This is a genomic window from Ralstonia sp. RRA (genome assembly GCF_037023145.1).
Lineage (GTDB): Bacteria > Pseudomonadota > Gammaproteobacteria > Burkholderiales > Burkholderiaceae > Ralstonia.
This window is the reverse complement of the sequence record NZ_CP146091.1, coordinates 237,154-259,754: the sequence shown is the minus strand read 5'-3', so window position 1 is coordinate 259,754 and position 22,601 is coordinate 237,154. Positions and strand designations below refer to the sequence as shown.

Below are 22,601 nucleotides of genomic sequence, written 5' to 3'. Positions count from 1 at the left end.
TCGCTATACCTGTTTTTGGAGTTAAACAATGGACTTAACACTTTTGCTCAACGCTATACACGTTGTTGTAGTGAAAATTATCCCTACCGTGCTTCTAGCGGGGGCCGCTTCGTGCTTTCTCGCTGCTATCGCGTTGGGTATCGCTGAAATCGAACGGGCTATCGGCGGCGGCAAGGCAGGCAGCGATGATAGTGATGACGGTGTAAGGTATCGCCGCGTCGAATACAAGTCGGAAGGACGCAAGAGCGTCTACAAGTACGAAAAGATTTAACGAACTGGCCTATCGCTGGCTTTGTATAAAACTTGTAGCTATAGGTTAAGTAAGCAGGAGCTTACGCCTCTTAACTAACTTGGAGCTACTATGTCTATCCTTTCTGTTTCCGATACCCGTTATGCACTGCATACCGCCCCTGACACGTTCACGCTAACTATTCTCCCTTTCTGGAGTGGTCGAGTTCGGCACGGTCGTATCTATGCGCGCTTTGCTGATGATTCCTTTTTCGCAGTCTCTTACACGCGCAACGCTACACGCTGGACTAAAGCAGACACGGACTTGTACAGCTTCCGTCACGGTAGCCCGAAGCATCGAGCACTACTGGAGATACTGCAACTTACCCGCGTGATACCTGACTAATACTTATTCCCCCTTCGGCGCAATCCGAAGGGGGTTTTTCTTCGTAGATAGTCCTAACCTTTCCCCCATTGCATACGCCCCGCCCTGCGGGGCGTTCTTTCGTTGTGTCGTAATTGCACCGGCTCTGGTACACTGTCAGTACTAACAACAAGACTAGCACCATCGTCGGGTTGCCCGACACCGAGGTGAAGGAGAGCAAGGACCGTGTGCGCGCGGCCATCCAGAACAGCCGCTTCGAGTTTCCGGCGCGGCGCATCACCGTCAATCTGGCGCCAGCGGATTTGCCGAAGGAATCCGGGCGATTTGATTTGGCGATTGCGCTGGGCATCCTCGCGGCGAGCCGGCAGATTCCGCACACACATCTGGATGCGCACGAGTTTGCAGGCGAGTTATCGCTCTCGGGCGATCTGCGGCCGATCCGCGGTGCGCTGGCGATGGCGTATGCGCTGTCGCGCAACCCCGCATCCGCAGATGGCGAAGCGCCGCTCACACGCGCTTTCGTGCTGCCCACCGAGAACGCAGCCGAAGCTGCGCTCGTCAGCGGTACCAAGGTGCTGCCTGCGCGTACGCTCATCGAGGTATGCGATCACCTTAGCGCGCCCGACCGCAAACTTGTGCCCGCGCTACCTGCGCCGGTCGATGCGGACATCCGCTATCCAGATCTGTCGGACGTGCGCGGCCAGCCGCAGGCGCGGCGTGCGTTGGAAGTGGCGGCTGCGGGCGGCCATTCGATGCTGATGATCGGGCCGCCTGGCACCGGCAAATCGATGCTGGCGCAACGCTTTCCCGGCCTGCTGCCGGACATGAGCGATGACGAAGCGCTCTCAGCCGCCGCTGTGATGAGCCTGACCACGCGTGGCTTTGATGCCAAGCGCTGGAAGGTGCGGCCGTTCCGGGCGCCGCATCACACCGCATCGGCGGTGGCGATGGTCGGCGGCGGCAATACGCCGAGGCCAGGCGAGATCTCGCTGGCGCACCAAGGCGTTCTATTTTTGGACGAACTCCCCGAGTTCGAGCGCCGTGTTCTCGAGGTCCTGCGCGAGCCGCTGGAGACCGGCCACATCACCATCTCGCGCGCCGCGCACCAGACCGACTTCCCCGCCAGCTTCCAGTTGATTGCCGCCATGAACCCGTGCCCCTGCGGCTATCGCGGCCATCCGCTGCGCGCGTGCCGCTGCACGCCAGACCAGGTGGAGCGCTACCAGGCACGCATCTCCGGTCCGCTGCTCGATCGCATCGATGTGCAAATCGAAGTGCCGACGCCCTCGCAGGAAGAACTGCTGGACGGACCGCCGGGCGAGCCTACGGTCAACGTGGCCGAGCGCGTGTCCGCTGCGCATGCGCGGCAACTCAAGCGCCAGGGCAAGCGCAATACGCTGCTGGCCGGCCACGAGATCGATCTGCACTGCGCCCGCACGGATGCCGCCGATGGCCTGCTGCGCCACGCGATGACGCGCTTCTCTTGGTCTGCCCGCGCCTATGCACGCGTGCTCAAGCTCGCCCGCACCATCGCAGATTTGGCAGGCGATGAGCAGATCGATGCGGTACACGTGGGTGAGGCGATCCAGTATCGGCGTGGGGTGAAGGCGGATTGATGCAGTACTCAACTTTCACAGGAGAAAAACGAATCACCCCATTAACACCCTGATACGTCCCATCCCCTTTGTGGGCCAAGGTCTCCACAGAATATCTTTAGAATTTATGCTCAAGAAATTAGTTATCGCCTTTTCAGTACTTGCGACCACTGCATGCACGACGGTACAGCACGTCCCACTAACGAACGACGTCTCCCAAAAGTTGCAAGGAGAGAGCCTCTCGGTGACAACGTATTCGACGCCAAGCTTCACGGCCATGACTGCCGGCAAAGCCATGTTTGGTGCCATTGGCGGAGTTGCCATGGTTGCCGCAGGCAATAGCATCATCAAAGAAAACGATATCCAAGATCCGGCAAGAAAAATTGGACAACATCTCGCAGAGAAACTGGTTGCCGCTCACGGCATGCGTTTAGTTGACGACACCAACAAGACGGCAGAGGACGACAAGGTCGAAACCCTTGTGACTACATATCCAGACTCGAAATTTTTGCTTGATGTAGGCACCTGACCCTACTGACCCTACACCGGAATTAGTGACCCTACACCGGAATTAGTACCGTCCAGAAGTGGAAATTTCCGGCGTCGTTGATTCGTCCGCCGAGGTGTTTTTCCTTGCCTGACGGGCGAATTCGGCGGGTGTCGCCCACTGCAGTGCGGAGTGGGGACGGCTCTCGTTGTAGTACCTCCGCCAGTCGGCGATTTTGCTCCGAGCATCGTCCAAGGACAAGAACCAGTGCTCGTTCAGGCATTCCTGCCGGAACCGCCCGTTGAAGCTTTCCACCTTGGCATTGTCGGTCGGCGTGCCTGGCCGGCTGAAGTCGAGTTCCACGCCGTGCTCGTATGCCCACCGGTCCATCGCCTTCGAGATGAATTCGCTGCCATTGTCCACCTTGATGGTCTGAGGCGCGCCGCGCTCGGCAACCACTTCGTCAAGCACTCGCACAACGTCTTCCCCTTCAGGCTTTGGCCGACTTCGATGGCCAAGCTTTCTCTGGTGTAGTTGTCCACCACGGTCAACGCGCGCAGGCGCCGACCATCAAACAAGGCATCGGATACAAAGTCCATGCTCCAGATTTCGTTGATAGCCGTGACGATGCTCTTGGGCTGGCGTAGCCGCGCCGACTTGTTGCGCTTGGGACGCTTATGCCGCAGCGACAGACCTTCGGCCCGGTACAAGCGATAAACACGTTTGTGATTGTCTTTCCAGCCTTCCCGCTGCAGCATCACGTGCACCCGGCGATAGCCGTAGTGCACGCGTGTGGCCGCTATCTCTTTGATGCGTGCAAGCAATGCCGACGAGTCCCGAGCAACCGACCGATACCCATACAGCGAGCGTGACATGTGGAACAACGCGCAAGCCTTAGTCAGGCTCACACGATAGCGGTCACGCAACTCGTCAATCAGCGTGCGCTTGCGGGAAGGCTTCAGAGCTTTTTTGAGAGCACGTCCTGCAGCATGGCCTTATCCAGGCTCAGGTCCGCCACCAGCCGCTTGAGCTTCGCATTCTCCTCCTCGAGCTGCCGCATCCGGCGCAGCTCCGAAGGGCCGACGCCCCCGTACTTCTTCTTCCAGTTGTAGAAGGTCGCCTCGCTGATGCCCAGCTTGCGACACACCTCCTCGACCTTCGTACCCAGTTCCGCTTGCTTGAGCGCGAACGCTATCTGCGCCTCAGTGAACTTGCTCGTCTTCATGGCATGTCTTCCATTTCAAATCATGAAAATCATGCCGGATTCTCTACTTCTCAGCTGTACTGTTTCTTGGTGTAGGGTCAACAACCCTTCAATGGATGTTCTCTTACTACCCAACCGATTGGGCGCACTACCGGGTCACATATGCTGCTCGCCTGAGACTCATTGAAACGTCGTCAAAGCAAATTCTTGCGGAAAGTATGTGCAGTGGCGTCCAAGGCGACGACAACAATCCCCCCTCGAAAGACCAGCTACTCGACAATCAAGCGACGCTGCTCAAGAAGTACCTAGATCAAGCCGCAAATGGCTGCGTTGAGGCATTTGCTCGGGACGTTCTGGTGCTGTAACTAAAAATGCACTGATGGGACGGATGCGTGCGAGGGGGCAGCCCGCTACGCGCATCCGCAGATCGATGCCGTGCATGTGGGTGAGGCGATCCAGTATCGGCGTGGGGTGAAGGCGGACTAACGCTCGTCCGCGCGCTGGCCGTCGATCAGCTTGGCCAGCAGCTTCGCCAACTGCCGCTGCTCGGCGTCCGTCAGCACCGAGAGCACGGCACGCTGGTTCTCCACATGCGCGCTGACCGCCTTGTCGATCAACGCAAACCCCGCCTTGGTGAGCGCAACGAGCGTGCCGCGGCCATCTTCCGGATTGGGGCGGCGCTCAACCCAGCCAGCCTGCTGCAGGCGATCGATGCGATTGGTCATGCCGCCCGAAGACATCATCGTCGCGTCGTACAGCGCGGTAGGCGTGAGCGCATACGGCGCGCCGCTGCGGCGCAGGGTGGCGAGCACGTCGAACTCGCCGGGTTGCAGGCCGAAGTCCGCGAAGAGCGGGTTCAGCCGTTCACGCGCGATGACGAGCGCCGCCTCGCCCAGGCGCCCGAGTAGCAGCATCGAGCCGACATCCAGGTCTGGGCGCTCGCGATTCCATTGTTCGACAGCCTGTGCAGCGCGGTCCATTCTCCCTTCCTCCAGCGGTGGTTATCTTGACGTCGAGACAACTCGTTTTTATCTTGACGTCAAGATAGTGCGATACCGAGCGATGCAACGCAAGCCGACTGTCACAGCCGACCCGGCTGACGCGTCTTGCAGGTATCCCTCATTCCCTTGCTGGAGCCCAAGATGAGTTCAACCTCGATCACCGCAGACGATGCCTCGTGGCTCGATCTGTTTCGCGGTGCCAATGCGCTGCGCGTGCTGGTGCTGGCCGCCGGCGTGGCGCTGCACGCCATCAACCTCTACCTGACCACGACGATCCTGCCGAGCGTGGTCGACGACATTGGCGGCGTGGCCTTCTATGCGTGGAATACAACGCTGTTCATCGTCGCGTCGATTACCGGGGCGGCGGTGGCCGCGCAGGTGATCCAGCACATCGGGCCTCGCGGTGCGTACCTGCTGGGTGCGGCGGTGTTCGGTGGCGGCTCGGCGTTGTGTGCGCTGGCGCCAGCCATGCCCGTGCTGCTGGTCGGCCGCGTACTGCAGGGGCTGGGCGGCGGCGTGCTGCTGTCGGCGCCGTATGTGTTGATGCGCAGCGTACTGCCCGAACCCCTGTGGCCGCGCGCGCTGGCGCTGCTCTCGGGCATGTGGGGCATTGCGACGCTGCTCGGGCCGGCGGTCGGCGGCATCTTTGCGCAGTACGCGACGTGGCGGCTGGCGTTCTGGTCGCTGGTCGTGCTGATCGCGCTGGCGGCCGCCGCCGCGATGGTCGTGCTGAAACCGGCGGCCACCCAGACGGAACATCCGACGCCCGTGCCGGCACGTCAGCTCGTGCTCCTGGCGGTGGCCGTGGTGGCCGCTTCGTGGGCCAGCGTGAGTGACACGCCGTGGCTTGGCGCGCTCGGGTTGATCGCAGCGGGCATCACGCTGCTGGCGATCCGACGCGTAGAGATGCACTCATCCCGCCGCATCCTGCCCGCCGATGCCTACACGGGCCGCACTGCGCTCGCCGCACTGTATGGCGTGTCTGCGCTGCTGGCCGTCACCGTCACCTGCACGGAGATCTTCGTGCCGCTGTTCCTGCAGCGGCTGCACGGGCAGAGCCCGCTGATAGCCGGCTACATCGCGGCAACGGCCTCGGCCGGCTGGACGCTGGGGGCCATCCTGAGCGCCGCGTTGCGCGAGGCGTCGGTCACGCGCGTGATCCGCCTGGCGCCGTGGGCATGTGCGCTGGGTCTGCTGGTACTGGCATTTCTGGTGCCGATGGGCGCGGGCGATGCGTGGGTGACTGCGCTGATCATCGTCGCGCTGACGCTGGTGGGGTTGGGTGTGGGCGTTGTGTGGCCGCATCTGTGCAACCGCATCATGACCGCGGCACCGGCGGAAGACCATGACCGTGCATCGGCGTCGATCGTGACGGTGCAACTGGTGGCGACGGCATTGGGAGCGGCGTTGGGCGGCGTGGTGCTCAACACGCTGGGCGCGGCGGGCCCGGCTCCGGATCTGGGCGCTGCATCGCGCTGGCTGTTCCTGCTGTTTGCAGTGGCGCCGGTGGGGGCGCTGGTGATTGCGCGCACGGGGCTCGACGCGCGGCCAGCCCCGCAGCCACGTTAATCGTCAGGCAGTCTGTCGCTTCATGAAGAACAGCGCCGCGCCCAGGCTCATCAGCGTGCCGCCGAACACGCGGCGCTGCCAACGCAAGGCGCGCGGATTGCGGAACACGCGCTGCGCACGCTCGGCCAGCAACGCATAACCGTGCAGAACCACCAGGTCGATGCACACCATCGTTGCCGCCAGGATACAGAGTTGCTGTAGCAGCGGCCGGGCGGGGTCAATGAACTGCGGCAGCACGGCCGCCATAAACACGATGCCCTTCGGGTTCGTCAGGTTGGTCAGCAACCCGGTCAGGAAGCGGCGGCGCGCGCTGCTGCCCGACGCCTGTCCGGCCTCACCTTCAGCGGCCTGGCCGATCCGGATGGGCGAGCGCCACTGCATAACGCCCAAATAGATCAGGTACAGCGCACCGACGATCTTGACCGCCATAAAGGCGTGCTCGGATGCCACCAGCACTGCACCGAGCCCCGCACCCGCAATGAACAGGATCGCGGTCATCCCGATCTCCATCCCCACGATCGTCACCGATGTACGGCGCATACCGTGCGTCAACCCGTGGCTCATGCACAGGATCACGCCCGACCCGGGTGCGATGGCCGTCACGGTTGTTGCAACGAAGAACGCCAGCCAGACCTGAAATGTCATGAGAGGCTCCTTTGCGGGAATGCAGGGGCGATGCGGCGCCCCGCCGATCAGTTGGTCTGACGCTTCACGAAGAACAGCGCGGCGCCGATGCTCATCAGCATGCCGCCGAAGAAACGGCTCTGCCAGCGCAGCGCACGCGGGTTGCGGAACAGGCGTTGCGCACGCGAGGCCAGCAACGCATAACCGTGCATGACGATCAGGTCGACGAACACCATCGTTGCCGCCAGGATGCCGAGTTGCGACAGCAGCGGCTTGGCCGGATCAATGAACTGCGGCAACACGGCCACCATGAACAGGATGCCCTTGGGGTTCGTCAGGTTGGTGAGCAGCCCGACCAGGAAGCGGCGGCGAGCACTGCTGCCCGACACCCGAGGTGACGCATTGTGGGGTTCGCCTTCGGCCGGCTTGGCGATCTGGATGGGTGTGCGCCACTGCACGATGCCCAGATAGATCAGGTACATCGCGCCGACGATCTTGATGGCCGTAAAGGCATGTTCTGACGCGATCAGCAACGCGCCCAGCCCGGCACCCGCAATGAACAGAATCACCACGATGCCAAGTTCCAGCCCGGCAATCGTGACCGACGTGCGGCGCACGCCATGTGTGAGCCCGTGGCTCATGCACAGGATCGCGCCCGAGCCCGGCGAAATAGCGATCACCCAGGCAGCCAGAAAGAAGGCGAGCCAGACTTGCAACGTCATGATGGTTCCCCGTGATGTGATGTGTGAGGTGCGGCGGAAGACGACGATTGTGCACCGCCTGCGGCCAGCGCGCTTGGGCCTAATTGTTTGAGCACCCCGCCTAGATTGGATCGTCAACTGCTCGCGGATGCATCATCGCTGGGATCTGGGCTACGAGCGCATCGATGGCAACCCGCGTCTTGCAACGCAGATGGCGCACCTGCGGCCATACCGCATGGATTTCCTGAGAGCAGACACGGTAGCTCGCTAAGACAGGAACCAACGCTCCGCTTTGTACATATCACCGACAGCGCCTCATCACGCGACATGTCCTTCGACGCAATCGCTGCCGACTTTGGCCAGCGCATTCAACAGCCCCGCGCGCAGCGTGGTCAGCGCCCGGCTCTTTTCATCGAGTTCTGCGAGCTTGGCTTGCAAACATGCAACCTTTTGCTCAACAGCGAACGTCGGACTGTCCCAGACATGAATGACGTCGCTGATTTCTGCGAGGGTGAAACCCAATGCTTTCGCGTGGATGATCAGCCGTATCCGCTGTAGCGAGACTTCGGAATAGCGCTTGTAAGTATTCGTCGCGTGAGGTTGTGCTGCTTTGTCCAGCAACCCCGTCCGCTCGTAATAGCGCACGGTATCGCGCGAAACGCCCGCCCGCTTGCATAGTTCGCCGATGCGCATGCTGCCTCTTCCTACCCAATGTTGTGGACCGTCATTAGGGCTTGACCGTTGCCTTTAGTCAACGGTTTACAGTCCGGCCCACTTTCCACTTCATCAGCAGGCCATGAAAGACAGTTTCGATTTTCGCGGAAAAACGGCACTCATCACGGGAGCATCGTCAGGTATCGGGCGCGAGTTCGCCTACGCGTTAGCCAAACGTGGCGCGAAACTCCTGCTGGTTGCACGCGCTCGCGACAAGCTGCACGATCTGACCGCTGAATTGCGCCGCGACTACGCCTGCGACGCTGATTTCCTGACGGTTGACCTGAGCGCAACGGACGCCGTCCCGACTGTGGCGCATCTTCTCAAAGCGACCGGCACGGTCGTCGATGTCCTCATCAACAACGCGGGCTTTGCGGCTTACGGACGCTTCGAGACGATTCCGTGGGTGCGCCAACGCGATGAAGTGCTGGTGAACTGCATGGCAGCGATCGAGCTGACCCATCTTCTGCTGCCGGGGATGCAGGCGCGATCCGATGGCGCCGTCATTAACGTCGCGTCAACAGCTGCATTTCAGCCCGATCCCTACATGGCGATCTACGGCGCAACCAAGGCCTTTCTTTTGTCATTTTCGGAAGCGGTTTGGGCCGAGAACCGGCATCGCGGCATTCGGGTTCTCGCGCTATGTCCGGGTGCGACGCAAACCGGCTTCTTTGATGTCGTTGGCGCAAAGGAAGCGGCGGTCGGCACGCCGATGCCTGTCGCGCGCGTGGTGCAAGACGCGTTGTGGGCGCTGGATCGCAATCGAAGCTATCGGATTGTCGGGACGCAGAATCGGCTGCTTGCCAATTTGCAAAGGCTGTTGAGCCGCGAGATGTCGGCGCGCCTGGTTGAGAAAATCCTTCGACCGAGAGGCGCTCGGGAACTACAGGCAGGGGATGCCAGCGCGTAGAGCACGGCCGGGTGGCCGGTCAAGGTTGAGGGCCGCGGATCGTTTTCGGTGGATAGCTCGCCAGCACGACCGAGGTCGTGACCGGTCCGAATCTGGCCAGCGCATCGATTGCCACTTCGAGTTGTGCCATCTCTTCGACCACGATGCGGACGAAGAAGCAATCCTCGCCGGTGATCCGGTGCGCCTCGACGATTTCAGGCATCGCTTCGAAGGCGCTCAGGCACTGCTTGATCTGAGCATGGGTGGTGCGGATCCGCACGATCGCTGCGATGCCACGCCCAACGAGACCCGGATTGATCCGCGCCCCATATCCCTCGATGACGCCTTGCTCCTCCAGTCTTTTGATGCGGGCAGTCACCGCTGGTTGCGACAGTCCGATCTGTTTTCCCAGCTCGGTATTCGTCATGCGCGCATGCGCTTGTAGCGCCTCGAGAATGCGCCAGTCGAGTCGATCCAGCTCCACCGCCTTTGGTTTCATTCGTATAGACCCTTCAATTCCGTGCAATCGAAGCCAGTGAGCAACGATTTCATTTGTTCGGCCATTCTGACAGAGACCATCGGCTTTTACACTGGACACTCATTCAAGGAGGCTAAACATGAGTCAACGCGTTCTGATCGTGCCCGGTTACGGCAATTCCGGAGCAACGCACTGGCAGAGCATCTGGGAGGCTGCGAAGCCAGGACACTGGCGTCGCATGAAGGTCGAAGACTGGGATCACGCCGTCTGCGACGAATGGGTGGCGGCAATCGATCGTGACGTGGCGGCGCTTGGTCCCGATACGATCATCGTCGCGCATAGTCTCGGGTGCCTCGCGGTTGTGCATTGGGCCGCGCGTCACGCGGCCCCAATTCGCGGTGCGCTGCTCGTCGCTGCTCCAGACCCATCGGCATCGGCCTTTCCCAGCGCCTCGTGCATCGGGTTCTCGCCCGTACCGTCAGCAACATTGCCATTTCGCAGCATCGTGGTTGCCAGCAACAACGATCCCTATGCGGCGATCAGTTATGCAACGTCCTGCGCCAGTGCATGGGGCAGCGAATTTCTCGACGTCGGAGCACGCGGACATTTGAATGCCGCGAGTCAACTGGATGACTGGGCTGAGGGATACCAGCTTCTGCGGCATTTTGATGCGAGCGCACTAGCCTGACAGGCAATCTCGCAAGCGAATCTCTTGTCTGATGTTCAGTTCAAGACGCAATCCTCACGTTCTGCGTCTGGCCACCGCGCAAGCCCTGGCCGGCGCCAACTCGACGGACGTCTATACGACCGGCGCCATCATCGGCAACATGCTGGCACCGAACCCGGCGCTGGCAACGTTGCCGCGCGGTCAACATCGACTGCCTGATCGAGATCAGGATCTGCTGATTCGCCGGACGTCTTAATTTCTAGAGCACAGCTCTAGTAAGGATGGAAGCTGGCGAGAAATTGCTCGACCTGCTCCTGCTGCCGAGCATCCCGTGCGGCGTCACCGGATTCCAGCACGACCGCCTGATAGGCGTGCTTGCCCGTGGCGACCACGCGGGCGGTCAGGCGGCGCGGCGCGGGGTCGTCACCGCCCGCGCCCTGGGCAACAAGCTCCACGGCTGGCAAGGACAGCGGCGGTTGTGCAGCTGTCTTCACGGCGATGTCGCGCACAGCCACGTTGCCCTGGAGGTTGGCCGACAGCCCTGCACGCAGAGCATCCACCGCTTGCTGGCGCCAGACCGGATCATCCGCCGGCAACACCACCACGCCGATGGCGAACAGCGTGCCGTCAATGCTGGCGGCCTGCATGGTCATCGGCAGGCGCTGGCCGTTGATGGCGATGGGGCGGGCCTCGGCGGTGGGCTTGGCGGGATAGTCGACGGTGTAGGCGCCTTCGTCAGAGCGCACCGTGCGCCAGTCGTACTTAGGCGAGCACGCCATCAGTAGCGCACACGCCGCCGCGACTAAACCTATCCGCCAACCTGCCGTTGTTGTGACTGCCACGCCGCCTCCGTCTTGTTTTGTCGGGTCACCAGCGGCCTATTATCGGACAGAGACCGCCGCCTCATCCCCAAGGACAGCGCCATGCCTCCCCTGACCACCACCCTGCGAGCCCTGCGCGGCGACATCACAGCACTCGACTGCGATGCCATTGTCAACGCCGCCAACAGCTCGCTGCTGGGCGGCGGCGGCGTGGACGGCGCCATCCACCGCGCCGCCGGGCCGGCATTGCTGGAGGCGTGCCGCGCACTCCACGGCTGCCGCACCGGGGAGGCCAAGCTCACGCCGGGCTTCAGCCTGATCGCGCGCTACGTCATCCACACCGTCGGGCCGATCTGGCGGGGCGGCCGCCAGGACGAGGCGACGCTGCTTGCCGCCTGCTATCGCAACAGCCTGGCGCTCGCCCGGCAGCACGGGGTGCGCACGATCGCGTTTCCGTGCATCAGCACCGGCGTGTACGGTTTCCCGCCGCACCTGGCCGCGCCGATTGCCGTGCGCATGGCCCGCGAGCACGGCACCGGCCTCGACGAGATCACCTTCTGCTGCTTCTCCGCGACGGATCTGTTGCTTTACGAAACGGCGCTTGGCAGCGGAAAGTGAAGCTGAAATCGCAATAGACAGAATGTCGCAGCCAGCCAGCGGGCTCGGCGCGACGGGCCTACAATAGACATTTGTTCCCCATTTCCGGAGCCGTTGCCGATATGGCCTCGACCCTGACCTCCTCTGCTGCCACGCCCGCTGCTGCTTCCGGCCGCCGCTGGCTGCTGCCCGTCATCGTGCTGGTGCTGGCGGTTGCCGGCTGGTTCGGCTGGCGCGCGTTCTCGCCGTCGCAACAGGTGCCTACCGCCACCTTCACGCTGCTCGATGGGCAGAAGCTGTCCACGCAAGACTTGAAGGGCAAGGTCTACCTCGTCAACTTCTGGGCGACGAGTTGCACCACGTGCGTCAAGGAAATGCCCAACATGATCCAGACGTACAACAAGTACAAGGGCCAGGGCCTGGAGTACGTGGCCGTGGCGATGAGCTACGACGCACCGATGTACGTGATGAACTTCAGCCAGACGCGCCAGTTGCCCTTCAAGGTGGCAATGGACGCCGATGGGTCTGCCGCCAAGGCTTTCGGCGACGTGCAACTCACCCCCACCACCTTCCTGGTCGACCGTGACGGCCGCATCCTCAAGCGCTACGTGGGCGAGCCGGAGTGGAGTTCGTTCGATACGCTCCTGAAGGACACGCTGGGCAAGCAGGCCTAAGCGCGCTCCCCCCATCAGAACGCCCGGTCGATGCCGGGCGTTTTTGTTTGCGAGCGCGGAGCCTTCCACAGAAGGTTCACGCAGTGCTGCTGCAATGGCAGTCCATGAACGCACCGCAAGAGGGAGCAATCGCATGGCCAATCACTACTGCATGTTCAAGGGCAAGCTGAAATTTGGCGTGCCCTACCTCGATGGCTACAACGGCAATCCGCACTACGCCATCGTGGCGGAGACGCCGGACGGCGCGGAGTTTGTCGTGCTCGCCAACGTGAAATCCGACTCGACCATGCCCGGTGCGGGCGAGGCCGGCTACCACGTGCTCTATCAGTGGACGCAGGACTTCAAGCTGCCGATGACAGCCGACCTGGCCGCGCTGGAACCGGGCCTGCATCAAGACGGCTTCCCTCGCATCGATTACGTGCGCGACACGGGCATGGTCGACTTCCCGAACATGCAGCCGATTGCGCTCGATACCGCCACCGAGCACAACGACATCAACGCGCTGGTCGACACCATGCTCACGCTCGACCGCACCGCCGCGCCGATCGACTACGTCTACCACGGCAGCTCCGGCGACGACGGCCGCAAAGGCTGGCCGCCGCGCGCTGACGTGACCGTCTACGGCTTCGGCTACCTGTTCGAGCCGCAGCACAACGGCCTGCACGAGACGCACATGAACCAGGGCAACCCGGTCGTGCATCAGCCCGGCGTGAAAGACCATTCGCGCGAGAACGGCACGCAGCAGGACGGCGCCGTCATCGTGGAGATCGACGGCCAGTTTCAGGCGCTGTTCATTGCGTTCCAGACGCAGCGGGTTCCGACGGATGAGCGCGGGTATCCGGTGCTGGGTGCCAAGCCGATTCTTGGCTGAGTGCCCATGAAAAACGCCCGGTTGGTGCCGGGCGCTCTTGTTGCAGCAATCAACTCAACTGCTGTGAGGTTGTGCCGTATTTGTCCCACAGCTTGTTGCGGAACCGGTTCTCTGGGTCCAGGCGTGCCTTGAGTGCCAGCAACTGCGACGCCTTCGGATACGCGCGTGCGAACTGTGCCGGCGTTGCGTGCAACTGATACGGCAGGTAGTACGTTCCACCCAATGCCAGGGCAGCATCGATCAGTTCGCGCGTCCAGATACCGACCCGCTTCTGGTCTGCGGCGGACATGCCTTGCCAGTAGTACAACACAAACGAAAAGACCTCCTCTTGCGCCCAAGCCAACCACGAACCCGTATCGGCCGGTGCATGGCGAATGGAGATATTGATCGCGTGGACGTGATGGTTGCGCAAGATTGCAGCGATGCGCGGCGCGAACGCATCGAACTGCGCTACCGGTATGAAATATTCCTGGAGCGCATAGAGACTGCCTCCCGCCGCCAGCGGGCCAAGCGACGCCACATCGAGACTGGCCTCGTAATTGCGCCGTACCACCGGATGACTGAGATAGCGCAGTGGATCGACCACGTCCTTGCGAACCAGATCACCGCCGGGAAGCTTGGCAACGCCCCACATCACCGCTTGATCGATCTTGTAGGACTGCCCCTGCGGGACAAGCCGATCCTGGACCGTGACCGGCTTGTCGGTCGAAAACCAACTGACTGCAGTCGCCTGATTGAAGTGAGGCGGCGCCAGGTCGGCGTTGTGCATGACCACGTGCGGATCTCCCCGCACCTGCTCCCGAAAGAACACTGGGTAGCGACTCACAGGCATGCGATGTACACGGCGCTCCATCACCACATTGGGCACCAGATCCAGCTCTGCTTCAGTGATGACACCGATCGCTCCATAGCCACCGATTGCGGCATGGAACAGATCTGCGTTGCTCGTGCGTGAGGCCTCCACCAGCGAGCCATCTGCAAGCGCCAGCTGAATCGCACGCACCGAGTTGATTACCGGACCCGCGCCGACGTAGCGCCCGTGTGCGTTCACCGACAGCGCGCCACCGACGGTGAAGTTGGCATAGCTCTGCATGATCTTCACCGACAGATCGTCGGGATCGATCACCGTTTGTAGATCGCGCCAGCGCATGCCCGTCTGCACGCGCACCACCTTGGCTGCTGCGTCATAGCGCACCACACGGTTGAACTGCCGCATGTCCAGGTGCAGGCTATGCTCGGCGGCAATCTGCCCGCCCATGCTATAGCGTGCGCCCCCGATGCTGATTGGACCCGGCCACTGGACGATTGCCTGACAGACGTCACCCGCTGTGCGTGGAGCCCGTTGCTGGTCAACCCAGGTAGGGTTGAGGCCTGTCACATCGTTGATCAACACCGCCGAGGATGTCGACCACGCTGACCATGGACGCAACGCTGAGAGTGCCGCACCCGTCGCTACAGTCTGCAGCAGCCTGCGGCGCGCAGGGTCGGGGAGCGTAGCCGCAACGCGTGCATCCTCCGATCCCGGATCGTTCTGCTCCATCCCCCCTCCTCTTCCGCACCGCTAGGGCGCAGCGGTTTCTTCTGGGTGCAGCACCGACTATCCGAACATGGTGTTACAGGCCGTACCGCTTGATCTTGTCGTACAGCGTGGCACGGCCCATCTGCAGGATGTCCGCCGCCTGGTGCACCGAACCACCCGTGCGCGCCAGCGTTTCGGCAATGACCGTACGCTCGTAGCGCTCCACGCGCTCCTTGAGCGGCATGCCGTCTTCCGAAGCATCCGTCACGACTGGCGTGCGACCGACGCCGAGCACGAGGCGGTCCGCCGCGTTGCGCAGCTCCCGCACATTGCCGGGCCAGCTCGATTGCATCAACTCGTGGCGCTGGCGCTCGGCCAGCATCGGCAGCGGGCGCTGGTAGCGCACGGCGGCTTCCAGCAGGAAGTGCTCGAACAGCGGGATGATGTCTTCGCGGCGCTCGCGCAGCGGCGGCAGGTCGATGGCGACCACGTTCAGGCGGTAGTACAAGTCGCGCCGGAAGCCCCCGGCATCGATCAGCGCCTCCATGTCGCCCTTGGCGGCGGCAACGATGCGCACGTCAATGCGTACCGACTCGTTGGAACCCAACCGCTCCAGCGCGCCTTCCTGCAGCACACGCAGCAGCTTCACCTGCAGCGCGATCGGCATGCTCTCGATCTCGTCGAGGAACAGCGTGCCGCCCGAGGCGTGCTCCAGCTTGCCGATGCGCCGCTTGCCCGCACCGGTGAACGCGCCGGCCTCGTGGCCGAACATCTCGCTCTCGAAAATCGCCTCGGGCACCGCGCCGCAATTCAGTGCGATGAACGGCTTGTCGTGACGCGGCGACAGCATGTGCAGGCTGCGTGCGACCAGTTCCTTGCCGGTGCCGGTCTCACCGTTGATGAGCACCGGCGCATCGGTGGTGGCCACGTTCTCGATCAACGCACGCACCGCGCCCATCGCCGGCGAGCGGCCGATGATGCGTGTACCCGCCGCCGGCCCCGCCAGCTCGCGGCGCAGCGCGCGGTTTTCCAGCTCCAGCGCGCGGCGCTCAACGGCGCGGCGCACGGTCTCGGTCAGGCGTTCAGCAGGGAACGGCTTCTCGATAAAGTCGAACGCGCCATCGCGCATCGCCTGCACGGCCATGGTGATGTCGCCGTGGCCGGTGACGAGCACAACGGGAATCCCCGTGCCGAACGACTGACAATGCGCAAGCACGTCCAGGCCACTGGCGCCTGGCAAGCGCAGGTCGCTCACCACCACGCCGGGAAAGTTGGCGTCGATCTTGCCGACGGCTTCTTCGGCGCTGCCGAACGCCTGCACGTTGAAGCCGGCCAGCTCCAGGCTCTGCGCGGTGGCCTGGCGCACAGGCGGGTCGTCTTCGATGAAGAGAACGTTCAAGCCTTCGGACATGGGTCGTATGCGTATGAGAAACGGGTCAGGATGGAGTGGCCGAGGTCACCTCGGCGCGTACCAGTGTCAGCGTAAATTGCGCGCCGCCACCCGGTACGTTCGCGGCCGAGAGTGAGCCGCCGAAGTCGCGCGCGATGCTGGTGGAAATCGCAAGCCCCAGGCCCAGGCCCTGGCCGATCTCCTTGGTGGTGAAGAAGGGCTCGAACAGGTGCGGCATGGCGTCGGGCGGAATGCCGGCGCCATTGTCGCGCACGGCAATACTCAATTGCGACGGCACGCCCTCGGCGGGACCAATGTCGATGTCGATGCGGCCTGGGCGCCCGGCTTCGCTGGTGCCGATGGCATCCAGCGCGTTGCCGATCAGGTTGATGAGGACCTGCTCAAGCTTCAGTTCATCGGCCCGGACGATGGCTTCGACTTCGGGCACGCGCCAATGCAGTTCGAGCCGCACGTCGCCCAGGCGCGGACGCAGTAGCGCCAGCGAGTGATCGAGCGCCACGCGCACCTGCACGTCGCTGTGCTTGCGGCGCGAGCGTCCTGCAAACAGCTTGAGCTGCGCGGTGATCTTGCCCATGCGCTCGGTCAGGTCGGCAATGGCTTGCAGGTTGTCGGTGGCGGCGCCGTGCTGGCCGCGCTCCAGCAGGATGCGCGTGTTGTCGGAAAAGGTGCGCAGCGCGGCCAGCGGCTGGTTCAACTCGTGCGTGATGCCGGCGGCCATCTGGCCAAGCGCGGCAAGCTTGCTGGCCTGTACGAGTTCGTCTTGCGTGGCGCGCAGTTCGGCCTCGGCGCGGGTGCGGTCGACGATCTCGTGCTGGAGCTGTTCGTTGGTGGCCATCAGGTCGGCCGTGCGGTCTTCAACGCGGCGTTCGAGCTGGTCATACGCAGTTTCGAGCATCCTGCGGCTGCGCAGCATTTCCATCATGCGCAGACGGCGCTGGCGCCAATAGAACAGCAGCAGGCACGCAAACGCAAAGGCGAACGCGGCGGCCACCGTGGCGCTGCGCGCGGCACTCATCACCGGGTCCACAGGGGTGAGGTACATCAGCGTCCAGTCCGGTTCGACCAGATCGCGCGAGACCTGCAGATAGCGCGTGGCATTGAGGCGCTCACCGATGCGCACAAGCTCGGCGCCCTCGGGCAAGCGTCCGGTCAAGCGCAGGAAGGCAGGTGCCTCGGGCTGCAATGGCAGTGGCGTGATCTGCTTGCGGTAGTACTGGCGGGTGGATTCCAGCTGCGCCTGCAGATGCGACGTCAAGGGCTCGACGGTGCGGTACTGCCATGCCGGTACGGACGACAGGAAGATCACGCCGTTCTCGTCGGCCACCATCACCGGCTCCGACGCATCGTGGCTCGCGCGGCCGAACCATTCGAGGTTGAGCTTGACCACCGTCACGCCAATCACGCGGCCGTCTTGCATGACGGGTTGCGAGATGTAGTAGCCCGGCTCTTCACGTGTGATGCCGATACCGTAGAAACGCCCGACGTGGCCCGCCGCCGCCTGCTGGAAATACGGCCGGAACAGATATTCCGCGCCGACAAAACTGTCGGGCTGGTTGTAGTTGGAGGCCGCCATCGCTCGGCCGCTGGGGGCGATCACGTACGTGGCCGTGGCGTGTGCGCGGTCATTGACCTCGCGCAGGTAGCGATTGGCACGCTCGACGTTGGCCAGCGTCGGGTTGGCCAGCAGATCGTGGATGAACGGATGCAGCGCCACCAGCGCCGGCAGGTATTCGTAGCGGTCGAGCGTGCTCTTGAGGTTGGCGGCGTAGCGGTCGACACGGCCGCCGGCGGCTTGTTGCGCCTGCGCGAGACCGCGGTTCCACGTCACCACAAAGGTGGTCGCGCACACTACGGTCATCAGTGCCACGAGCCCGGCCGCCACCAGCCACCAGAACCCGCGTCGCGAGCCGGAGGCGCTGGTGAATGAGAAATCGGGATCGGACATCGGCTGGAGTTGGGCGACGGGGAGTATCTTCGCCTTGTCTTCCAAAGCCATGCTGGCCGTCGTGCGTGTCACGAGGCGCTCCAAATAAGAAGCGGGGCCGTCTGGAAGACAGGCCCCGCAATCATACGCTTTCAAGCGGCGGCGCCCGCAGGCGCCTGCCCAGGCTGGTGGATCAAGCTGCCGGGGTGGCCGGCACGCCTTCGTCGCTGCGGTTGCCCGACAGCACACGGGCCAGCTTGGCGCGATCCAGCTCGCGTTCCCACGCCGAGATCACCACGCAGGCCACACCGTTGCCGGTGATGTTGGTCAGCGCGCGGCACTCGCTCATGAAGCGGTCGATCCCCAGGATCAGCACCATGCCCGCCACCGGAATCGTCGGCACCACGGCCAGCGTGGCGGCCAGCGTGATGAAGCCCGCGCCGGTGATGCCCGATGCGCCCTTGGACGTCAGCATGGCCACGGCCAGGATGGTCAGTTGCTGCGTCCAGGTCAGCTCGATGTTCAGCGCCTGCGAGATGAAGATCACCGCCATCGTCATGTAGATGTTGGTGCCGTCCAGGTTGAACGAGTAACCGGTCGGAACCACCAGGCCCACCACCGACTTCGAGCAGCCCAGCTTCTCCATCTTTTCCATCAGGTGCGGCAGCGCCGATTCCGACGAGCTCGTGCCCAGCACGATCAGCAGCTCTTCCTTGATGTACGCGACAAAGCGGAAGATGTTGAAGCCGACCAGCCGCGCGATGATGCCCAGGACCACCACCACGAAGATGATGGCCGTCAGGTAGAACGTGCCCACCAGCTTGAGCAGCGGCACCAGCGAGATCACACCGTATTTGCCGATGGTGAACGCCATCGCACCGAACGCGCCGATCGGGGCCACGCGCGTGATGACGTGCACGATGCGGAAGAACACGTGCGAGATCTGGTCGATGAAGTCCGTGACCATCTGGGCACGGTCGCCCATGGCCGAGAGCGCACCGCCAAACAGCAGCGCGATCAGCAGGATCTGCAGGATGTCACCCTTGGCGAAGGCATCCACCACCGTGCTCGGGATGATGTTCAGCAGGAAGTCCACCGTGCTGGCCGATTGCGCCTTGGCGGCGTACTGCGCCACGGCCTTGGCGTCGATGGTGTGCACGTCAACGTTGAAGCCCGCACCCGGGTTGAAGATATGGCCGGCCGCCAAACCAATCACCAGCGCGAAGGTCGAGACAACCTCAAAGTAGAGCAGCGCCTTGCCGCCCACGCGGCCCACCTTCTTCATGTCGCGCATGCCGGCAATGCCGGAGACGACCGTACAGAAGATGATCGGCCCGATCACCATCTTGATCAGTTGGATGAAGCCATCGCCCAGCGGCTTCATCTTCACGGCCAGTTCGGGCGAATAGTGGCCCAGCAGAACGCCGATGACGATGGCCGCCAGCACCTGTACGTACAGGATTTTGTAGAACGGTTTTTTCATGTCTTCCTCGAGTGTCACAGACCGGCCGTACGCTCAACTGCTCGCCCGGTCCGACCCGCCCTGGTGTGGTCTCTCTCCTGCCTCGCTACGCCGACGCATCCGGCGTTTCCCGCGGCAGGGCGTTCGTTATTGCAAGGGCTATGCCAGTGTTGATTTTCTTGACCGACAACCCGCCAGCCCTTGTGCCGCCTAGCGCCAGCCTGGTGTGCTTACGATGGCACTCGGCCCACCCGTCGTCAATCCCGGAATCCGCGCACACGGGCGTCCAGACATCCGGAAAACGTGTTGCGACGCAGCATCGCGCGACCAACTCACGGGAAGTCGCCACCTTGGGGCCGTATAATGCCGGCTCGTTACGCAAATCCACACTGTGCGCCCGGTGCCTGGAAGCCTTCCAGATCCTGCCCCGTGCGCCGTCACCTCAGCCCTCTGAGCCTGTCCTGTCCGCCCATGAGCAGCCACTACCAGCACCACGTTTTCTTCTGCCTGAACGAACGCGAGGACGGCTCGCGCTGCTGTGCCGACTTTGGCGCCAAGGCCATGCAGGAATACGCCAAGAAGCGCTGCAAGGAACTCGGCATCAACGGCGAAGGCCGCGTGCGCATCAACAAGGCCGGCTGCCTCGACCGCTGCGAACTCGGTCCGGTGCTGGTGGTCTACCCCGAGGCCGTCTGGTACACCTTCGTTGACAAAGAAGACATCGACGAAATCATCCAGAGCCACCTGATTGAAGGCAAACCGGTCGAACGGCTGATGGTCGACCGCCCTGCCAACGCCTGAGCCGCTTGAGACTGACTGCATCCGCGCATCTGTATTTCCATGAACGTGCATACCGAAGAACGCCTGATTCCCGGCCCGGTCGGACAGATCGACCTGTCGATTGACCTGCCCGATGCGACCATGGGCGCGCCGCGTGGCCTGGCACTGGTTGGTCATCCGCACCCGCTGTTTGGCGGCACCAAGGACAACAAGGTCGCGCAGACCTTGGCACGCACCTTCGTCGGCCTCGGCTATGCGACGGTGCGCCTGAACTTCCGCGGCGTGGGCAAGACCGAAGGCACGCACGACAACGGCATCGGCGAGCAGGACGACGTGCTGGCCGTGCTCGACTGGATGCGTACGCAAACCGAATGGTCGGCCGATGTGGCCACGCTGCCGCTGGCACTCGGCGGCTTCTCGTTCGGCAGCTTCGTCATCTCGCATGTGGCACGCCGCCTGGCCGAGGCCGGCACGCCTGCCGAGCGCCTGGCGCTGGTCGGCACCGCCACCTCGCGCTGGGACGTGGCGCCGGTGCCGGCTGACACCATCATCATCCACGGCGAGCAGGACGACACCGTGCCGCTCATCGACGTACTCAACTGGGCGCGCCCGCAGGAATTGCCCGTCATCGTCATTCCAGGCGCGGATCATTTCTTCCACCGCAAGCTGCACCTGATCAAGCAGCTCATTGCCGGCGCCTGGGCGCCACGGCCCTAACCCCTTTGTTTTCCCGGATGCCGCGCCTCCCCCCGTGCGCGGCATCGTTGAACCCTAAGTAGACCGCAGGACCCGCCATGCAGACCCGTTTCACCGCTTCCGTCTTCTCTTCCGCCGCTGTCACCGTTGTTGCCGCAGCCACGCTTGTCACGGCGTTGCCAGCCGCGGCGCAGTCCGTGCCTGCCCCGCAAGTCGCGGCCCGCTCGTGGATGCTGACTGACGTGACCAGCGGCCAGGTGCTCGCTGGCGCCAACATGGACGAGCGCATCGAGCCCGCCTCGCTCACCAAGCTGATGACGGCCTACCTGGTCTTCGAAGCCGTGCGCGACGGCAAGCTCAAGTACGACCAGATGATCACGCCCACGGAGACCGTGCGCACCGTCAAGACCGACGAATCGCGCATGTTCCTGCAGCCGGGCAAACCCGCCTCGGTGCGTGAGCTGACGCAGGGTCTGATCATCCAGTCGGGCAACGATGCAGCGCTTGTGCTGGCCGAGGCCGTGGGCGGCACCGAGACCAACTTCGTGATGCTGATGAACCGCGAAGCCGAACGCCTGGGCATGAAGAACACGCACTTCGCCAATGCCGCTGGCCTGCCCGACCCGAACCACTACAGCACGGCACGTGATCTTTCGATCCTGACGTCGGCGTTGATCAAGAACTTCCCGCAGGACTACAAGTTCTACTCGCAGAAAGAATTCACCTATAACAACATCAAGCAGCCCAACCGCAACCGTCTGCTGTGGCTCGACCCGACCGTTGACGGCGGCAAGACGGGCCACACCAAGTCGGCCGGTTACTGCCTGGTCACGTCGGCCAACCGGCCTCTGCCGGATGTGCCGGGTGCGAACCGTCGCCTGCTGTCGGTCATCGTCGGCACCAAGAGCGACGCCATCCGCACACAGGAAAGCCTGAAGGTCCTGAACTACGGCTACCAGTTCTTCGACACGGTGCGCCTGTACCAAGCCCAGGCGCCGCTGCAGACGCCTGACGTGTACAAGGGCCAGGCCAAGACCGTGAAGCTGGGCGTGGCCGAAGACAAGTGGATCACCGTGCCCAAGGGCGCAGGTGCGCGCCTGAAGCCGGTGCTTGAGCGCAAGGAACCGCTGATCGCCCCGATCACGCAGGGCCAGCAGCTCGGCACGGTCAAGGTGATGGATGGCTCGACCGTGGTGTCGGAATTCCCGGTGGTGGCGCTGGAAGCCGTGCCGGAAGCCGGCTTCATTGGCCGCACGATTGACTCGGTCAAGCTGTGGTTTAAAAAGAAGTAATCGACCCCATTT

22 protein-coding genes and 2 pseudogenes are annotated in these 22,601 nt (G+C 63.0%); 13 read left to right on the top strand and 11 right to left on the bottom strand.

The genetic code is table 11. The features are described from left to right. The first annotated feature begins 28 nt into the window (after nucleotides 1-28). The 3 genes from V6657_RS01275 to V6657_RS01265 all read left to right on the top strand — a co-directional run bounded on the left by V6657_RS01275 (nucleotide 29) and on the right by V6657_RS01265 (nucleotide 2,737). Nucleotides 29-271, top strand: a complete 243-nt coding sequence (locus tag V6657_RS01275) for a hypothetical protein (protein ID WP_338754845.1) — start codon at nucleotides 29-31, stop codon at nucleotides 269-271. Between the two features lie 476 nt (nucleotides 272-747). Beyond that, nucleotides 748-2,229: a YifB family Mg chelatase-like AAA ATPase gene (locus V6657_RS01270; RefSeq protein WP_338754844.1), complete on the top strand. Its 1,482-nt coding sequence runs from the start codon at nucleotides 748-750 to the stop codon at nucleotides 2,227-2,229. 106 nt (nucleotides 2,230-2,335) lie between these two features. After that, complete coding sequence (locus V6657_RS01265) at nucleotides 2,336-2,737, top strand: hypothetical protein (protein ID WP_048933871.1); 402 nt, start codon at nucleotides 2,336-2,338, stop codon at nucleotides 2,735-2,737. A 42-nt stretch (nucleotides 2,738-2,779) separates the two neighbouring features. Here the strand turns inward: V6657_RS01265 and V6657_RS01260 are convergent. Then, a pseudogene (locus tag V6657_RS01260) lies at nucleotides 2,780-3,920 on the bottom strand (IS3 family transposase). Between the two features lie 461 nt (nucleotides 3,921-4,381). After that, nucleotides 4,382-4,879: a MarR family transcriptional regulator gene (locus V6657_RS01255; RefSeq protein ID WP_048933337.1), complete on the bottom strand. Its 498-nt coding sequence runs from the start codon at nucleotides 4,877-4,879 to the stop codon at nucleotides 4,382-4,384. 162 nt (nucleotides 4,880-5,041) lie between these two features. On the opposite strand from V6657_RS01255, the gene V6657_RS01250 reads away from it, so the two are divergent. Continuing rightward, complete coding sequence (locus V6657_RS01250; protein WP_048933336.1) at nucleotides 5,042-6,469, top strand: MFS transporter; 1,428 nt, start codon at nucleotides 5,042-5,044, stop codon at nucleotides 6,467-6,469. Between the two features lie 3 nt (nucleotides 6,470-6,472). On the opposite strand, the gene V6657_RS01245 is transcribed toward V6657_RS01250, so the two are convergent. The 3 genes from V6657_RS01245 to V6657_RS01235 form a co-directional block, all read right to left on the bottom strand. After that, the gene (locus V6657_RS01245; RefSeq protein ID WP_048933335.1) at nucleotides 6,473-7,114 is read right to left on the bottom strand and encodes a LysE family transporter; all 642 of its coding nucleotides are present in this window, start codon (nucleotides 7,112-7,114) and stop codon (nucleotides 6,473-6,475) included. Between the two features lie 47 nt (nucleotides 7,115-7,161). After that, complete coding sequence (locus tag V6657_RS01240; RefSeq protein ID WP_048933334.1) at nucleotides 7,162-7,815, bottom strand: LysE family transporter; 654 nt, start codon at nucleotides 7,813-7,815, stop codon at nucleotides 7,162-7,164. A 297-nt stretch (nucleotides 7,816-8,112) separates the two neighbouring features. Beyond that, a complete protein-coding gene (locus V6657_RS01235) occupies nucleotides 8,113-8,487 on the bottom strand; it encodes a heavy metal-responsive transcriptional regulator (protein ID WP_048933333.1) in 375 nt (124 codons plus the stop codon). A 103-nt stretch (nucleotides 8,488-8,590) separates the two neighbouring features. On the opposite strand from V6657_RS01235, the gene V6657_RS01230 reads away from it, so the two are divergent. Continuing rightward, the gene (locus V6657_RS01230; protein ID WP_048933332.1) at nucleotides 8,591-9,418 is read left to right on the top strand and encodes an SDR family oxidoreductase; all 828 of its coding nucleotides are present in this window, start codon (nucleotides 8,591-8,593) and stop codon (nucleotides 9,416-9,418) included. A gap of 19 nt (nucleotides 9,419-9,437) precedes the next feature. Here V6657_RS01230 and V6657_RS01225 read toward each other — a convergent pair whose 3' ends face one another. Then, the gene (locus V6657_RS01225; RefSeq protein WP_048933331.1) at nucleotides 9,438-9,896 is read right to left on the bottom strand and encodes an Lrp/AsnC family transcriptional regulator; all 459 of its coding nucleotides are present in this window, start codon (nucleotides 9,894-9,896) and stop codon (nucleotides 9,438-9,440) included. Between the two features lie 118 nt (nucleotides 9,897-10,014). Between V6657_RS01225 and V6657_RS01220 the strand changes: the two genes are divergently transcribed. After that, nucleotides 10,015-10,563 (top strand): alpha/beta hydrolase, encoded by a 549-nt coding sequence (locus V6657_RS01220; RefSeq protein ID WP_048933330.1) that lies wholly within the window; start codon nucleotides 10,015-10,017, stop codon nucleotides 10,561-10,563. Between the two features lie 31 nt (nucleotides 10,564-10,594). Continuing rightward, a pseudogene (locus V6657_RS01215) lies at nucleotides 10,595-10,738 on the top strand (MFS transporter); the annotation flags it as partial. A 76-nt stretch (nucleotides 10,739-10,814) separates the two neighbouring features. Here the strand turns inward: V6657_RS01215 and V6657_RS01210 are convergent. Further along, nucleotides 10,815-11,321 (bottom strand): hypothetical protein, encoded by a 507-nt coding sequence (locus V6657_RS01210; RefSeq protein WP_248694796.1) that lies wholly within the window; start codon nucleotides 11,319-11,321, stop codon nucleotides 10,815-10,817. Between the two features lie 144 nt (nucleotides 11,322-11,465). Between V6657_RS01210 and V6657_RS01205 the strand changes: the two genes are divergently transcribed. From V6657_RS01205 to V6657_RS01195, 3 genes are all read left to right on the top strand, one after another. Next, the gene (locus V6657_RS01205) at nucleotides 11,466-11,981 is read left to right on the top strand and encodes an O-acetyl-ADP-ribose deacetylase (protein ID WP_048933327.1); all 516 of its coding nucleotides are present in this window, start codon (nucleotides 11,466-11,468) and stop codon (nucleotides 11,979-11,981) included. Between the two features lie 101 nt (nucleotides 11,982-12,082). Continuing rightward, entirely contained in the window at nucleotides 12,083-12,634 is a 552-nt protein-coding gene (locus tag V6657_RS01200) for a TlpA disulfide reductase family protein (RefSeq protein WP_048933326.1), read from the top strand. Between the two features lie 133 nt (nucleotides 12,635-12,767). Further along, nucleotides 12,768-13,505 carry a DUF2278 family protein gene (locus V6657_RS01195; protein ID WP_048933325.1) on the top strand — a complete coding sequence of 246 codons (738 nt, stop codon included), beginning with the start codon at nucleotides 12,768-12,770 and terminating at the stop codon, nucleotides 13,503-13,505. Nucleotides 13,506-13,554: 49 nt separating this feature from the next. Here the strand turns inward: V6657_RS01195 and V6657_RS01190 are convergent, their stop codons facing one another. The 4 genes from V6657_RS01190 to V6657_RS01175 form a co-directional block, all read right to left on the bottom strand. Further along, on the bottom strand, nucleotides 13,555-14,763 hold the full coding sequence (locus V6657_RS01190; RefSeq protein WP_248694797.1) for an FAD-binding oxidoreductase: 1,209 nt from the start codon (nucleotides 14,761-14,763) through the stop codon (nucleotides 13,555-13,557). Between the two features lie 355 nt (nucleotides 14,764-15,118). After that, nucleotides 15,119-16,435 carry a sigma-54 dependent transcriptional regulator gene (locus V6657_RS01185; RefSeq protein WP_048933324.1) on the bottom strand — a complete coding sequence of 439 codons (1,317 nt, stop codon included), beginning with the start codon at nucleotides 16,433-16,435 and terminating at the stop codon, nucleotides 15,119-15,121. A 25-nt stretch (nucleotides 16,436-16,460) separates the two neighbouring features. Then, nucleotides 16,461-18,431, bottom strand: a complete 1,971-nt coding sequence (locus V6657_RS01180; RefSeq protein ID WP_048933353.1) for a sensor histidine kinase — start codon at nucleotides 18,429-18,431, stop codon at nucleotides 16,461-16,463. A gap of 121 nt (nucleotides 18,432-18,552) precedes the next feature. Next, complete coding sequence (locus V6657_RS01175) at nucleotides 18,553-19,842, bottom strand: dicarboxylate/amino acid:cation symporter (RefSeq protein WP_048933323.1); 1,290 nt, start codon at nucleotides 19,840-19,842, stop codon at nucleotides 18,553-18,555. Nucleotides 19,843-20,292: 450 nt separating this feature from the next. Between V6657_RS01175 and V6657_RS01170 the strand changes: the two genes are divergently transcribed. From V6657_RS01170 to V6657_RS01160, 3 genes are all read left to right on the top strand, one after another. Continuing rightward, a complete protein-coding gene (locus V6657_RS01170) occupies nucleotides 20,293-20,622 on the top strand; it encodes a ferredoxin (RefSeq protein WP_048933322.1) in 330 nt (109 codons plus the stop codon). Nucleotides 20,623-20,661: 39 nt separating this feature from the next. Further along, on the top strand, nucleotides 20,662-21,318 hold the full coding sequence (locus V6657_RS01165) for an alpha/beta hydrolase (RefSeq protein ID WP_048933321.1): 657 nt from the start codon (nucleotides 20,662-20,664) through the stop codon (nucleotides 21,316-21,318). A 77-nt stretch (nucleotides 21,319-21,395) separates the two neighbouring features. After that, the gene (locus V6657_RS01160) at nucleotides 21,396-22,589 is read left to right on the top strand and encodes a D-alanyl-D-alanine carboxypeptidase family protein (protein WP_048933320.1); all 1,194 of its coding nucleotides are present in this window, start codon (nucleotides 21,396-21,398) and stop codon (nucleotides 22,587-22,589) included. Nucleotides 22,590-22,601: the final 12 nt, after the last annotated feature.